Genomic DNA, 15,189 nt, shown 5'->3' with positions numbered 1-15,189 from the left:
AACACGTTCTCAGGGCAGAGGTCTTGAGTGAGAGGTTGTCATGCGTTCATCCACCATGGTCGGCCATAGCTCGCTCCGTGCCCGAAGAGTGTCCAGCGTGAAACTCCAGGGACTCGCCTTGCCTTGGATTGCATGCCCCTGGCTGGTTGTTCAGCCCTGCTCCAGCAGCCTGCCCTGCAGGATCAAGCGCTCGAGCGAGAGCATCTGGGCCGTCACGAATTGCCGCGTGGCGTCATCCGTGCATCGCCCCTGCCCATCGAACTTGGACTGCGCATGGCCAATGAACACCTCTGGCTTGATGAGCACCGTCGCATCCACGAAGAGAAGCACCCGGCGCAGGTCATATTGCACCCTGGCGCCCCCCAAGGGGCCGGTGGCCGCCGACAGAATGGCCAGCGGCTTGCGTGCAAAAGGCTGGTCGGCTCCGCGGGAGAGCCAGTCGATCAGGTTCTTGAGCATCCCCGGCAGGGAGAAGTTGTACTCGGGCGTTGCGATCACCACGCCGTCGCAGCGGGCGATGCGCTCGCGGATCCGCCGGACCTCCGCTGGAGGGCCCGCGCGCTCGAGCACGTCGGCGTTGAATGCGGGCACCTGGCTCCAATCGATCACCTCCAGCCGCATGTCCGGCGGCATGGATTCGCCCGCCAGGCGAAGCGCCATGGCATTGAGCGATCCGGCCCGCAGGCTGCCGCAGATGCCGACGATGTCCAGCTTCCTGGTGCTTGTTTCCATCCCTACTCCACTTTCGCCCCGGAACGGACCACCGCCTCCCGCCAGCGGCGAAGCTTTCCGTGGGTGTGCGCGGCGATGCGTGAGGCGAAATCCTCGGGCGCTCCCACCGAGCGCTTCAATGAAGTCACCGCCAAAGGCCTGGGCCAGAGCGCAGCCGCGACGCAATGAATCCGGTTCATGGAAAATTTTCCCTGCTGTTTGCCGCTCGGCGGCTATTCGACCTGGATGCCTCGCCTGGCGATGACGTCCTTCCATCGCGCGATCTCCTTTTGCACCATCTCCTTCATGGCCTCGGACGAACTGGGCGACGCGATGCTGCCCATACCCGCCAACGACTTCTGGACGTCCGCCCGGCCCAGCACCGTGCGGACGTCGCCGTTGAGCCGCTGCACGATGGCATCGGGCGTTCCCGCCGACGCCGCGATGCCCAGCCATGAGCGCACCTCGAATCCGGGCAGGCTGGCTGCGGCGGGCGGCACGCCCGGGAGCGTCGGCCAGGGCTCGGCGCTGGTCACCGCCAGCGCCCGTAGCCGTCCGGACTGGATGTGGGGAACTGCGACGGTCAGCGTGTCGCAAAGCAGGTCGACCTCTCCGCCGATCACGGCCTGCACCGGCGCGCCGCCGCCGCGATAGGGAACGTGCAGGAATTGCCCCGCGCTGCTCGCGCCCAGCAGCTCGCCCACCATGTGCTGGGTGGAGCCGACGCCGACAGAGGTGAAGCTCACCTCGCGCTGCCTGGACATCTCGATCAGTTGCGCGAGCGACTTCGCGGGATGTTCCGCGCGGACCGCGATGACGAACGGGAACGAGGACACGGTCGAGATGAAGGCGAAGTCCTTCACGGCGTCGTAGCCCAGGTTCTTGCGCAGCGCGGCCGACACGGTGTGCGCGCCCGTCAGCATGACCAGGTTGTACCCATCGGGCGCCGACTTTGCGACGAAGCCGCTGGCGATGGCGCCGCCCGCGCCGCTCTTGATGTCCACCACGACCGGCTGGCCCAGCAGGTCCTGCAGTTTCTGCCCGACCAGGCGGGCGACGACGTCCGCATTGCCTCCGGCGCCGAAGCCATGGATCAGTTGTACCGGCCGGCTGGGATACCTTGCCTGGGCATGGACCCCCAGGCTCGCAACCGAGGCCGTGGCGGCCGTCATGGCAAGCAGCAACTGCCTGCGGGAAATCTGTTCCACCGTTGTCTCCTGAATCTTGTTACCGAATCGTTTTGTGAATGGCTCAGCGCGCATAGCCGGACTTCGCGCCAAACACCTTCTCCCGTTGCGACCAGTCATGCGTCTGATTCCACAAGGCCAGTACTTCAGGCGCTTCGTTGACGAAGCCCTGCAGGCGCACGGGATCGCGGCAGGTGCGCACCGTCAGTTCCAGCCGGTGGCCGGAGGGGTCGAAAAAGTAGATGGAGGTGATGAAATCATCATGGTTCGTCGGCCCCACCACCGACAGGCCCCTGGCCTCCAGGTCCTGCTTGGCCTGCATCAGCGCCTCCAGGCTCTCGACCTCGAAGGCGAAGTGCTGCACCCAGCCGGGCGTGCGGGGGTCGCGGCCCGAGGGCTCGCCCTCGTCCTGCGGGCACTCGAAGAAGGCGATGTTGCTGCCGTCCTCCATCTCGAAGAAGATGTGGACGTGCGGGCTGTACTTGCCGGTGGACGGCACATGATCCTCGCCCATCGCATGGCTGAACTTCAGTCCGAGCACCTCGGTGTAGAACCTGGCGGTCTCCGCGGCGTCGCGGCAACGGTAGGCGGCATGATGGAGCTTCTTGCACAGCATGATGTTTTTCCTTCGAAAGAGTAAGCAGAAAAAAAGGACGCTACGGAGCCATCCATTGCGGTTGAAAGAAAGGCGCCGGACGCAGGATGCGGGAGCTCTGGGCCTGCAGCAGCGGCAGCATCCTGGCGACGTAGGCCTTGAATCCGGGGTCCGCCAGCAGCCGCTCCCGGCGCTCGGCACGTTCGTCCAGGCTCTCGTAGGCCCACAGGTGAACGATCTGGTTGAGCTCGCCGATGTCGGTGTAGTAGTAGCCCGCCATGCGGCCGAGAATCCGTCGCTGGATCTCCAGGCCCTCGGCCTCGTACAGCGCGAGGTATTCGCGATACTTGCCGGGATGGGTCGTATAGGTGCGCTCTTCGACCAGCATGGCTCAGCCCTCCCGCGCACCGGAAGCCGGCAGCAGTGTTGCACGGCATTCGCCAAAGCCGATGCGGGCGCGCCCCGGCGCCTCGCAAAAGCCCTTGAGACAGATCTCGTCGCCGTCTTCGAGAAAGCTCCGCTGCTCACCGGAGGCCAGCGTGATCGGGCGCGCGCCGCCACGGGTGATCTCCAGCAGGCTTGCCCATGCGTCCTCGTCCGGCCCCGACACGGTGCCGGAACCAAGCATGTCGGCGCAATCGAGCGCGCAGCCATTGCTGGTGTGGTGCGCAACCATCTGAGCCACGGTCCAGTACAGCGTGGCGGTGTTCGAGCGCGACAGCCGATGCGCGGCCAGTCCCTGCTCGCGCATGCGCGCCGTCCGTAGTTCCGCGTCGAGCTGGATGGACAACCCGCCATGAAGCTGGTCGCCGCGATCGTGCAGATGCGGCAGCGGCGCCGGATCCCCTTGCGGCCTTGCCGCCGCGCCCGTGCGGTACGGCAACAACGCCTCGGCCGTCACGATCCAGGCGGAGATGCTGGTGGCGAAGCTCTTGCCAAGGAACGGGCCCAGCGGCTGATATTCCCAGGCCTGGATGTCGCGGGCCGACCAGTCATTGAGCAGGCAGAAGCCGAACACATGGCTCCAGGCATCGTCCACAGCGACGGGATGGCCCACGGCCGAAGGCGCGCCGATCACGATCCCCAGTTCGACCTCATGGTCCATGCGCCGCGAGGGCTCGAACAGCGGCGCCTCGGCGACGCCGGCGGGCTTGAGCTGCCCGTGGGGGCGGATCACGGCTTGGCCACTCACCCGGATGCTGTTGGCGCGCCCGTTGTAGGCCACGGGAACGTACTTGTAGTTGGGCAGCAGCGGCTGGTCGGGGCGGAACAGGCTGCCCGCGTTGGTGGCATGGTGGATGGATGCGAAGAAGTCGGTGTAGCCGCTGACCTTGAACGGCATCGCCATCTCGACGGCATCCATCGGCAGCAGCGCCGCCCGGACACGCTCGCGCGGCCCCGTCCAGTCCTGCGCGAGGATGCGCGAGAGCTCGCCGCGCAGCGCCGAGCTGGCTGCCGGCCCCAGCGCCATGAGCGCGTTCAGTTGCGGCTGCGCGAGCGCATGGGCCGCCGTGGCGGCCCGGTCGGCGAGCAGATCCGCGATGCGTTCCACATCCAGCACATGCCCGCCGATGGCCACGCCGCAGCGCTGGCGCGAGCCGTCCGCCGCGCGAAATGCGCCCAGCGGCAGGTTCTGGATCGGAAAGTCGCAGCCGTCCACATTGGCCGACTGCACCCAGCTGCGAAGCGCCGGGTCGTGCGTGTGGTTGAGTCCGTTCACAGCGTGTGCCCCCCGTCGATCACGATGCGCGCGCCCGTTGACGTGCGCAGGTGGGTGACGCATGCCAGCACCGCCCGCGCCACGTCTTCGGGGGTGACGGCGCGGCCCAGCGGCGTGCTGGCGGCCTTGGCCATCAGTTCCTCGCGGCTGCGGCCCGCCACGAAATCGGTATCGACCGCCGCGGGCGAAACGGCGAGAAAGCGCACTTGCGGGCCGAACGCGCGCGCCAGCGACCTGGTCAGTGTGTCCAGCGCCGCCTTCGCCGCGCAATACGCGATGTTGCTGCCCAGGCCGGTGAACGCCGAGACCGACGATACGTTCACCACCACCGCATCGCCGCTGGCGCGCAGCAGCGGCATGAGCGCGCGGGTGATGGAGTAAGGGCCTCCTGCGTTGGCGAGCAGCACTTCGTTGAACAGCGCGGGCGTCATCGTCTGCAGATCGTCGTGCGCGACCTTGCGCGTATAGCCAGCGGAATTGACCAGGACATCCAGGCGCCCCCATCCCGCCTCGATCCACCGCGCAAGCTCGCCATGCCTGGCCTCGTTCTCCAGAGGCACGTGAGCGGACGCATGTCCCTGCCCCGGCAACCGCTCGCACAGCGAATCCGCGCGATCCTTGCCATGGTGGTAACCCACGATGACGGTGGCGCCCTCGCCTGCCAGGGCCTGGGCCGCCGCGGCGCCGATGCCGCTGCTCCCGCCGGTCACCAAGACCACTTTTCCATCCAAAAGTCCCATTGCCATTTCGATTTCTTCCATCCGCAGCAGTTGCGCTGCCATGGACGGAACTTTAAGAACGGATCACCCGCCGTGTCTCGAGTTTGTCCATTAAACGGACATGACCTGCACCGCGGGAATTCCCGATGAAGGATAGTGCTGTAGGATGAATTCACTCACACTCCGGGGCCGCAGCCGTGTGAGCCACGGTCCTTCCATCCTTCTATTGAACATGGCGACATCCACCGATGCGGGCTCGCTCAAGCGCGGCGTCCAACTATTGAAGATCCTGGCCACCGCGGGCTCACGCGGGCTTTCCTTGACGGAGATCGCCGCCCGCACCGAGCTGCCGCACCCGTCGGTGCACCGCATCCTCCAGCAGCTCAGCGATGAACGGCTTGTGGACAGGCATGCGGAACTCAAACGCTACCGGCTCGGCCCTCTTGCGTTCGAGCTGGGGGTTGCCGGCTCGACCATGTATGACATCCGCGACCTGTGCAATCCCGCCATGCAGAGCCTGGCCGACGCCACGGAGGACACGGTGTACCTGGTGATCCGCAGCGGATTCGATGCCGTGTGCATGCACCGCATCGAAGGCTCGTTTCCCATCCGCACACTGGTTCTCGAAGTCGGCAGCCGCCGCCCGCTTGGCGTGGGCGCGGGGGGGCTGGCGATCCTGGCCGCCATCGGGCAGCAGGAGCAGGAAGACGTGATCGCCCGCGTGGGGGCGCAACTGGCCGACTTTGGCCGTCTCACGGCGCAAAGCGTCGGCGAGGCCTGCGCGGCGGCCAACGCGCGTGGCGCCGCGGTGATCGAAGGCACCATCAATTTCGGCGTGACCGCCGTCGGACACCCATTCCGCGATGCCATGGGACAGGCGGTCGGCGCCCTGAGCGTCGCCGCGCTGTCGCAGCGCATGACGAATCAGCGCATCCAGACGATGACCCGGCAGTTGCGCGGAGCCTGCGCGGAAGTGGAGTCGCGCCTGCGCTCACGCCAGCGGCTGGGCTGGGTCGCGGGAAAACAATAGATCGGGCCCGTTCGTGCGGCCACCAGCCTTTGCCCCAGGGTTTCCCAGGCGTCGTTTGAATATCGGGAGTGCAAACAGGACATCCATGGGCAGGTCTTTCGTCCTGTGGCCCGGCGGTGCGTCAGTGGCGCGAGAGTGGCTCCCGCAAGACATCTTGCCCGCCAGCATGACGGGTTGTCAGTCCAGCGGCCATCAGCTATGCATAATGACAAAGCACAGATTGTTAAAAAGGTTTCGTGTGGCGTGGCTGTCATACCCGCGTAGCCCGACGCGCTTGATCTCCCCGCTTCACGAGGGCTGTCTACATGAGTTATATGCCTGTTTGTCAACCCGCCACGCCGCGCCGCAACTATCGCGCTTCACCATGGAGGCATGCCATGGTTGCCGCAGCCGTCGCGGTGCTCGGCTCGGGCTGCGCATCTCTGGCGCCCCCCTATGAGAGGCCGTTGTCATCCGTGCCGGATACATGGATTGACAGCACGCAAGATTCACAAGGGCGTGCCGTGTCCACGCTGGCATGGAACGACTATTTCACCGACCCTGTATTGAGGAAGCTGATCCAGACGGCCCTGGACAACAACCGGGATCTGCGCGTAGCCCTGCTGCAGGTCGAGGAAGCTCGCGCGGCGCACCAGATCCAGCGTGCCGAGCTGTTTCCGCAACTCAATCTCGCGGCGCAGGCCGCCCGCGCCAGAGTGCCGGGGGACCTGAATCTGACGGGGAAACCGGTCACCAGCGGAGAGTACCGGGCCGAAGTCGGCGTGAGCAGTTGGGAGCTGGATCTATGGGGCCGGGTGCGCAGCCTCAACGACTCGGCGCTGCAGCAATGGCTGGCCACCCAGGCAGGCGCTCAGGCGGCGCGCACGGCCTTGATCGCCCAGGTTGCCAGCGCTTACCTGAATGTGAGGGACGTGAGCGAACGCGTGGCGCTGGCCCGGCGTACTGTCGAGACACGGCAGGAATCGTTCCGCATCTTCAGCCGCCGCTTCGAGGTGGGGGCGACATCCAAGCTGGATCTCACGCAGGTGCAAATGCTCCTGAGCCAGGCCCAAACCTTGCTTGCGCAACTGGAGCAGGCGCGGGCGGCGAATATCCATGCGCTGGGCCTGCTCATCGGAGCCCATCCCGGCCCCCTGCCCGAGGCGGTCCCCTTTGATGAAACCATGGTGCTGGCCGAGTTGGCGCCGGGCTTGCCTTCGGAACTGTTGGTGACCCGGCCCGACATCATTGCCGCCGAGCACCGCCTGATGGCCGCGCACGCCGATATCGGCGCGGCGCGTGCAGCCTTCTTCCCGCGCATCGCGCTGACCGGCAGCCTGGGCACGGCCAGTGCGGCGCTTGATGGACTGTTTGCCTCCGGCAGCCGGGCCTGGACCTTCGCTCCGGTGATATCGCTGCCCATTTTCGATGGGGGCCGTCGCCAGGCCCATCTGGAAGTATCGGAAATCCGTCGCGATATGGCCGTCGCGCAATATGAGAAGAGCATCCAGACCGCCTTCCGGGAAGTCTCCGACGCCCTGTCCGCGCAACATTGGCTGATCGAGCAGCGCGACTTGCAGCGCGCATCGCTGGTCACCGCGCAGGAGCGGGCCCGCCTGGCGCAACTGCGCTACGACAACGGATCATCCACTTACCTGGAAGTGCTCGATGCCCAGCGCGAACTCCTGACCGCCGGGCAGCAGCTGGTCCAGGCCCGCAGCGCCCTGTTGGCCAACCAGGTGTCGCTGTATGCCGCGCTCGGCGGCGGCGCGCAGCTCGATCCTGAAGGCGTCGCAGTGTCAACCGCCCTTCCCGCATCTTCCCGCTAAGGCTTGTCCATGAACATCACCCCGACTCTGAAAAAGACGCTCCTGCCCATAGCCGTTGTTGCCATTGCGGCGGCGGCTGCGTGGTGGGCCTGGTCGAACTACAACCGCGAGGACATCGGTGAGGGATTCGTCCGTGGCAATGGGCGGCTCGAGGCGACGGAAGTGGACGTGGCCACCCGCTTGCCCGGCCGCCTCCTGGATGTGCTCGTGAAAGAAGGCGACTTCGTCACCGCCGGGCAACCCGTGGCGCGCATGCAATTGGATTCGCTGGAGGCTCAACGTGCCGAGGCGCGGGCAGGCCGTGACCAGGCACGGCACGCCGCGACGGCTGCCGAAGCCCAGGTATCGCTGCGCGAGAGCGATGTCGCGGCCGCCAAAGCGCAGGTCGTCCAACGCGAAGCCGAACTGGACGCCGCCAAAAGGCGCCTGGCGCGTTCCCAGACGCTCTCGAACGAAGGGGCTGCCTCGATCCAGGAACTGGACGATGACCGGGCCCGGGTGCGTGGCGCCGAGGCCGCCGTGACGGCGACCCGCGCGCAGGTGGCGGCGGCCCAGGCCGCCGTGGCCGCCGCCAAGGCGCAGGTGGTCGGATCGCACTCTTCCGTGCAGGCCGCGGCAGCCACCATCGAACGCATCGAGGCGGACATTCGCGACAGTGAACTGAAGTCGCCGCGCGATGGCCGCGTGCAGTTCCTCGTCGCCCAGCCCGGTGAAGTATTGGGCAGCGGCGGCCGGGTGTTGAATCTGATCGACGTCTCGGACGTTTACATGACCTTCTTTGTTCCCGAGACCGTTGCGGGCCGCGTCGCGCTGGGCAGCGAAGCGCGCATCGTGCTCGACGCCGCGCCCGGCATCGTGATTCCGGCATCGATATCCTTCGTCGCGAGCCAGGCTCAATTTACGCCCAAGACGGTGGAGACGGCCAGTGAGCGCCAGAAGCTGATGTTCCGCGTGCGGGCCAAGATCGCCCCCGAATTACTGCGCGAGCATCTGGAGCAGGTCAAGACCGGTGTTCCCGGCGAGGCCTGGATCAAGCTCGATCCGGCCGCGCAATGGCCGGCCTCGCTGGCCCTGAATGTCGGGAAGTAGGCATGCCTGGCGCCACCTCGCCGTCCGTGCGCCTGCAAGGCGTCCGGCTGCATTACGGCAAGGTTGAGGCCCTGGCCGGCATCGACCTGGATTTTCCCGCCGGATGCATGGCGGGGCTCATCGGCCCGGACGGCGTGGGCAAGTCCAGCCTGCTGTCGCTGGTTTCGGGCGCGCGTGCCGTGCAGGAGGGGCGCATCGAGGTGCTGGGCGGCGACATGGCCAGCCGCCGCCACCGCACCGCGGTGTGTCCGCGCATTGCCTACATGCCTCAGGGCCTGGGCAAGAATCTGTATCCGACGCTGTCGGTCGAGGAAAACCTGCAGTTCTTCGCGCGCCTGTTCGGCCACGGTGAGCAGGAGCGGCGGCGACGCATCGACGAGTTGACACGGGCCACCGGCCTGCATGGGTTCCTCACGCGCCCCGCGGGCAAGCTCTCGGGCGGCATGAAGCAAAAGCTCGGCCTGTGCTGCGCGCTCATCCACGACCCCGACCTGCTGATCCTGGACGAGCCGACCACGGGAGTCGATCCATTGGCGCGCGCGCAGTTCTGGGAGCTCATCGGCAGCATCCGCTCCAATCGTCCCGGCATGAGCGTGATCGTGGCGACCTCCTACATGGACGAGGCTCAAGGCTTCGACTGGCTGGTGGCCATGGACGATGGCCGGATACTGGCCACCGGCACGCCAGCCGAGCTGCTGCAGCGCACGGCCAGCACGTCGCTGGAAAGCGCATTCATCGCCCTGCTGCCCGAGGAGAAGAAGCGCGGACACGCTGCCGTGGTGATCCCGCCGCTGGATGTCGACGAGAACGACATTGCCATCGAGGCGAAGGGACTGACCATGCGTTTCGGTGATTTCGTCGCCGTGGACAACGTGAGTTTTCGCATCAGGCGCGGAGAAATCTTCGGCTTCCTCGGCTCCAACGGCTGCGGCAAGTCCACCACCATGAAAATGCTGACCGGCCTGCTCCCGGCCAGCGAAGGCCGGGCCTGGCTGTTCGGCCACGAAATCGATCCGCATGACCTGGATACCCGCCGGCGCGTCGGGTACATGTCGCAGGCATTCTCCCTCTATGGCGAGCTGAGCGTGCGCCAGAACCTGGTGCTGCACGCGCGGCTGTTCCATGTACCCGATGCGGACATACCACGGCGGGTCCGGGAGATGGTCGAGCGCTTCGGCCTGCAAAAATCGATCGACGAGCTGCCCGAGTCGCTGCCATTGGGCATCCGCCAGCGGCTGTCGCTGGCGGTGGCGATGGTGCACAAGCCCGAACTGCTGATCCTTGACGAGCCAACCTCGGGCGTGGATCCCGTGGCGCGCGATGCGTTCTGGCGCCTGCTGGTGGAGCTCTCGCGGCGCGACAAGGTCACGATCTTCATCTCCACCCACTTCATGAACGAAGCCGAGCGCTGCGACCGCATGTCGATGATGCACGCGGGCAAGGTGCTCGACAGCGACACCCCCGCCAGGCTGGTCGAAAAGCGCGGTGCGAAGACGCTGGAAGAGGCCTTCATCGGCTACCTGCTCGAGGCCAGCGCAGAGACGCCGTCCGCCAGCGCCAGCCCGGCCCCTCCCGTGCATGATGCCAAGGCCGGTGAACACCCTCGTCCCCGCAAGCGCTTCAGCCTGCAGCGGCTGTTCAGCTATGCCTGGCGAGAGGCGCTGGAGCTTCAGCGCGATCCGGTACGCGCCACGCTGGCGCTCGCCGGCTCGCTGATCTTGATGGTGGTGATGGGTTTCGGTATCGGCACCGACGTCAACAACCTGAAGTATGCGGTGCTCGATCTCGATCAGACCTCGCTTTCCAACAGCTATCAGCTCGACATCGCCGGCTCCACCTACTTTCTGGAGCAACCTCCTCTCACCAGCCATGAAGACCTGGATCGGCGCATGCGCAGCGGCAAGCTGGCCATGGCGCTGGAGATTCCGCCAGGCTTTGCCCGCGACGTGGCGCGCGGCAAGCCGGTGGCCATCGGCGCGTGGTTCGACGGTGCAATGCCCCAACGCGCCGAAACCGTGCAGGGTTATCTGCAGGGCATGCACCAGCATTGGTTGTCCGAGCTGGCCCGCCAGCAGTATGGCGCGGCGGCGAGCAGCAACATCTCCGTGGAAAACCGCTTTCGCTACAACCCCGACGTCAAGAGCCTGCCGGCGATAGTGCCCGCGGTGATTCCGATCCTGCTGCTGATGCTGCCGGCCATGCTGACCGCCTTGGCCGTCGTGCGTGAAAAGGAGATGGGATCGATCATCAACCTGTATGTCACGCCGGTCACGCGCAGCGAGTTCCTGCTGGGCAAGCAACTGCCCTACGTGGGGCTGGCGATGCTCAATTTCCTGCTGATGACGCTGTTGGCGGTGACCGTGTTCAACATCCCGCTGACCGGCAGTTTCCTGACCCTGGCCGCCGCATCGCTGCTATTTTGCGTCATCTCGACCGGCATGGGATTGCTGGCCTCCGCCGTGACCAGGAGCCAGATTGCAGCGATGTTCTTCGCCATGGTCGGCACGCTCATCCCGGCCATGCAGTACGGCGGCATGATCGACCCGGTTTCCTCGCTGCAGGGCAGCGGCCGGATCATCGGCGAGATCTACCCGGCAAGCCACATCTTCACCATCAGCCGGGGAGTCTTCAACAAAGCGCTCGGATTCGGAGATCTGTCCGCATCGTTCTGGCCCCTGCTGGCGGCGGTGCCCGTCATTCTGGGCCTGGCCATCATATTGCTGAGAAAGCAGGAGCGCTGACATGCTTGGCAGGAAGATATCAAACATCTACCGTCTGGGCGTCAAGGAGCTATGGAGCCTGTGGCGCGACCCCGTGATGCTGGTGCTGATCCTGTTCGTGTTCACTTTCTCGGTGTATTCGTCGGCCAGCTCCATGCCCGAGACGCTCAACAATGCGCCCATCGCCATCGTCGACGAAGACCATTCGCCGCTTTCGCAGCGCATCGTCTCGGCCTTTTATCCACCCGAGTTCACGCCGCCGATCATGATCGGCCAGTCGCAGGTCGATCGGGGAATGGACGCGGGAGACTACACCTTCGCACTGATCATTCCTCCCAATTTCCAGCGCAACGTGCTGGCTGGCCGCAGGGCCGAAATCCAGCTCAACACCGACGCCACCCGCATGACCCAGGCCTTTACCGGCAGCGGCTACATCCAGCAGATCGTGATGGGCGAGATCAACGAATTCGTCCAGCGTTATCGCGGCAGCGCCGCACCGGCTGTGGACCTGGAGTTGCGTGCCCGCTTCAACCCGACGCTGGATAAAAGCTGGTTCGGCGGTCTCACTCAGATCATCAACCAGATCACCATGCTCTCGATCATCCTTGCGGGCGCCGCACTGATCCGCGAGCGCGAGCACGGCACCATCGAGCACTTGCTCGTCATGCCCGTGACGCCCGCCGAAATCATGCTGGCCAAGATCTGGTCGATGGGCCTGGTGGTGCTGGCGGCTTCCGCACTTTCACTGAACCTGGTGGTGCGCTGGGCGCTGGGCGTGCCGGTGGCGGGCTCTTTGTGGCTGTTCTTCGCCGGCTCGGCGCTGGTGCTGTTCTCCACCACCTCGCTGGGCATTTTCATGGCCACCATCGCCCGCAACATGCCGCAATTCGGGATGCTGGTGGTGCTGGTGCTGTTGCCGCTGCAGATGCTCTCGGGAGGCAGTACGCCATTCGAAAGCATGCCGGCGCCGGTGCAGACGATCATGCAGGCCGCGCCCACCACGCATTTTGTCAACCTGGGCGGAGCCATTCTGTTTCGGGGCGCCGGCTTCGACGTGGTCTGGCCGCAGTTCCTGGCGCTGGCGGTGATAGGCTCGGTACTGTTCGCGTTCTCGCTGGCTCGTTTTCGCAAGGCCATCAGCCAGATGGCCTGACATGCCGCTGCCGGGTATGACGACGGCCTCCTTCCCGATCTCTTCAAGGAGTTCCCATGGGCATCGATAGCAAGTCTCCCCTGCAATTCACCGCTGCGATCGGCGAATACGCCATCGATGCCTGGCAACGCACGCTGTTGTATGCCGATGTCCGCCGCCAGCGCGGCAACCAGTATCGGGAGCACCTTCAAGAACGGGTGCCGAACGTGCTCGACTTCGAAGCCAGGCTGGTATTGTCCGGCTTCGATCTGCCGCGGCCGGTCAATTACTGCCTCGCACGCATCGCACCGCTTGCGGACACGCAGCCCGATCCAGGCAAACGTCCGTTCGTCGTGATCGATCCCCGCGCAGGGCACGGTCCCGGGATCGGCGGCTTCAAGCCTGACAGCGAGATCGGTGCGGCCATCAAGGCCGGCCACCCCTGCTATTTCGTCGGTTTCCTGCCCGATCCGGTACGCGGCCAGACCGTCGAGGACGTAATGCGCGCCGAGGCTGCCTTCGTTCGGAAGGTCGCTGAACTGCACCCGGACAGCCGTGGCAAGCCCGTCGTCATCGGCAATTGCCAGGCCGGCTGGCAGGTGCTGATGACCGCCGCCGTCTGGCCGGAACTCTTCGGCCCGATCATCCTGGCCGGCACGCCGGTGTCCTACTGGGCCGGCGATAACCCGATGCGCTACGGCGGTGGCCTCGTCGGAGGCAGTTGGTTGACCGCGCTGACCAGCGACCTCGGAGCCGGGCGTTTCGACGGCGCCTGGCTGGTACGGAACTTCGAGAACCTCGACCCGGCCAACACGCTCTGGAAGAAGCAGTACAACCTGTACGCCAAGGTTGACACGGAGCCCGTGCGCTACCTGGGCTTCGAGAAATATTGGGGTGGCTATGTCTTCCTCAACGATGTGGAGATGCAGTACATCGTCGATAACCTGTTCATCGGCAACAAGCTGGCCACCGCCGAGCTGGCAACCTCCGACGGCGTGCGCGTGGATCTGCGCAACATCCGCTCGCCAATCGTCGTGTTCTGCTCCTATGGCGACAACATCACTCCTCCGCCCCAGGCGCTGGGCTGGATCACCGACCTGTATCGTGACGATGACGATGTGGCGGGCCATGATCAAACCATCGTTTTCACCACGCATGACAGCGTCGGCCACCTGGGCATCTTTGTCTCCGGCAGCGTCGGACGCAAGGAGCACCGCAAGCTCGCCAACAATATCGAATTGATCGACCACCTGCCCGCAGGCATCTACCGTGCCGTGGTCGATGACGTCCGCAATCCGGATCCGGATGGGCGCGCGTCCACGACCGATCCCCACCTGATGACGATCCGCCGCAGCGGCATCGAGGAGGTGCGCGAGATCGTGCGCCCGGACGCTGAAGCAGAACGGAGCTTCGCCGCGGCAGCACGCATCTCCGAAATCAACCTCGCCCTGTATCGCAACACGGTCCAGCCCTGGGTGCGGGCTCTGTCCACGGAACATAGCGCTACCTGGCTGCAGAAGATGCACCCAATCCGAGTCGGCTATGAATGGTGGTCCGACCGCCACCCATGGGCAGGCTGGATCGCATCCCTCGCCGAACAGGCGCGGGAGCATCGCAGGCCGGTCTCCCCCGAGAACCCGCTCCTGCATGCCCAGGACGCCATCTCCAACGCCATCATCGATCTGCTCGACGGTTACCGCGACGTCCGTGACCGCCTCTATGCCCAGACATTCCATGCCATCTACGGTTCGCCCGTGGTTCGTGCCCTGGCCGGGCAATCGTCAGGGAGCACTGAGCCGGCGCGGCCTCATCCAGGGGACAGTCCCGAGCACCGCCGCTGGCTTGCCGGGCGGCAGGCCCGCATGCGCGAGAGCCTGAATCAGGGCGGCGTCGCCGAAGCCACCGTCCGTGCTTTATCCTACATTCTGAGCATCCGCGGCCAGGTCGATGACCGCCTGTTCCGATGCGCCGCCCAACTGATCAAGGGAAAGCTTGATGCGGCGGGTGCCGATGCCCTGCGCCATATGGTGCGAACCCAGCCACTCCTGATACGCATGGACGCAGAAGCTGCCGTGGCCGCCATTCCCACCTTGCTGGCAACCACATCCCCCTCCCACCGGAGCGATGCGTTGTCGGTGATCCTGTCGGTGCTCGACTGCGGCGATGGCATGACGCCCCTCGAACAGGAAAGACTGCAGCGCATTCAAGCCCTGTTCGTGCCGGACGGCCAGGATGCGTCACTGGAGCCAGGGCAGCGCCGCCCTGATGGCGGCGGCGGACCCGCCCGCACGGTGCGCCGCAAAGCAAGCCCGGCTGGCCCATCCCTCGATGCCGCTGCATCCGGCGCATCGAAACGCCGCCCCCGCTCACCTCGCGAGACTCGCTGAATGGCAGCGCCACGGCACGCCGCGCACCGAGTACCGAGTCGTTGCCGATGACGCATCGCTCTCTTGCTCATCCAATGGATGCGGCGTCACC

12 protein-coding genes are annotated in these 15,189 nt (G+C 65.6%); 6 read left to right on the top strand and 6 right to left on the bottom strand.

Going from position 1 to position 15,189, the window contains the following annotated elements; all coding sequences use genetic code 11:
* Window positions 1-150 precede the first annotated feature (150 nt).
* From ABWP92_RS12500 to ABWP92_RS12475, 6 genes are all read right to left on the bottom strand, one after another.
* Window positions 151-732 (bottom strand): NADPH-dependent FMN reductase, encoded by a 582-nt coding sequence (locus tag ABWP92_RS12500; protein ID WP_353235713.1) that lies wholly within the window; start codon window positions 730-732, stop codon window positions 151-153.
* Window positions 733-944: 212 nt separating this feature from the next.
* Window positions 945-1,919 (bottom strand): Bug family tripartite tricarboxylate transporter substrate binding protein, encoded by a 975-nt coding sequence (locus tag ABWP92_RS12495; protein WP_353235712.1) that lies wholly within the window; start codon window positions 1,917-1,919, stop codon window positions 945-947.
* A 43-nt stretch (window positions 1,920-1,962) separates the two neighbouring features.
* Entirely contained in the window at window positions 1,963-2,514 is a 552-nt protein-coding gene (locus ABWP92_RS12490; protein WP_353235711.1) for a VOC family protein, read from the bottom strand.
* Window positions 2,515-2,554: 40 nt separating this feature from the next.
* The gene (locus ABWP92_RS12485) at window positions 2,555-2,881 is read right to left on the bottom strand and encodes an NIPSNAP family protein (RefSeq protein ID WP_353235710.1); all 327 of its coding nucleotides are present in this window, start codon (window positions 2,879-2,881) and stop codon (window positions 2,555-2,557) included.
* Window positions 2,882-2,884: 3 nt separating this feature from the next.
* Window positions 2,885-4,213, bottom strand: a complete 1,329-nt coding sequence (fahA, locus tag ABWP92_RS12480; protein WP_353235709.1) for a fumarylacetoacetase — start codon at window positions 4,211-4,213, stop codon at window positions 2,885-2,887.
* Window positions 4,210-4,995 (bottom strand): SDR family NAD(P)-dependent oxidoreductase, encoded by a 786-nt coding sequence (locus ABWP92_RS12475; protein ID WP_353235708.1) that lies wholly within the window; start codon window positions 4,993-4,995, stop codon window positions 4,210-4,212. Before ABWP92_RS12475 ends, fahA begins: the two co-directional genes overlap by 4 nt.
* A gap of 169 nt (window positions 4,996-5,164) precedes the next feature.
* Between ABWP92_RS12475 and ABWP92_RS12470 the strand changes: the two genes are divergently transcribed.
* From ABWP92_RS12470 to ABWP92_RS12445, 6 genes are all read left to right on the top strand, one after another.
* Window positions 5,165-5,962, top strand: a complete 798-nt coding sequence (locus ABWP92_RS12470) for an IclR family transcriptional regulator (RefSeq protein WP_353235707.1) — start codon at window positions 5,165-5,167, stop codon at window positions 5,960-5,962.
* Window positions 5,963-6,339: 377 nt separating this feature from the next.
* The gene (locus tag ABWP92_RS12465; RefSeq protein ID WP_353235706.1) at window positions 6,340-7,770 is read left to right on the top strand and encodes an efflux transporter outer membrane subunit; all 1,431 of its coding nucleotides are present in this window, start codon (window positions 6,340-6,342) and stop codon (window positions 7,768-7,770) included.
* 9 nt (window positions 7,771-7,779) lie between these two features.
* Window positions 7,780-8,859 (top strand): HlyD family secretion protein, encoded by a 1,080-nt coding sequence (locus tag ABWP92_RS12460; RefSeq protein ID WP_353235705.1) that lies wholly within the window; start codon window positions 7,780-7,782, stop codon window positions 8,857-8,859.
* Between the two features lie 2 nt (window positions 8,860-8,861).
* Window positions 8,862-11,600, top strand: a complete 2,739-nt coding sequence (gene rbbA, locus ABWP92_RS12455; RefSeq protein WP_353235704.1) for a ribosome-associated ATPase/putative transporter RbbA — start codon at window positions 8,862-8,864, stop codon at window positions 11,598-11,600.
* Between the two features lies 1 nt (window position 11,601).
* Window positions 11,602-12,732 (top strand): ABC transporter permease, encoded by a 1,131-nt coding sequence (locus ABWP92_RS12450; RefSeq protein WP_353235703.1) that lies wholly within the window; start codon window positions 11,602-11,604, stop codon window positions 12,730-12,732.
* Between the two features lie 56 nt (window positions 12,733-12,788).
* Entirely contained in the window at window positions 12,789-15,098 is a 2,310-nt protein-coding gene (locus ABWP92_RS12445) for a DUF3141 domain-containing protein (protein WP_353235702.1), read from the top strand.
* Window positions 15,099-15,189: the final 91 nt, after the last annotated feature.

Source organism: Diaphorobacter ruginosibacter (genome assembly GCF_040396215.1).
In the GTDB taxonomy this organism is placed as follows: Bacteria; Pseudomonadota; Gammaproteobacteria; order Burkholderiales; family Burkholderiaceae_C; genus Diaphorobacter_A; species Diaphorobacter_A ruginosibacter_A.
Note: the sequence above shows the minus strand (reverse complement) of the source record. Positions and strands in the feature narration are given on the sequence as shown.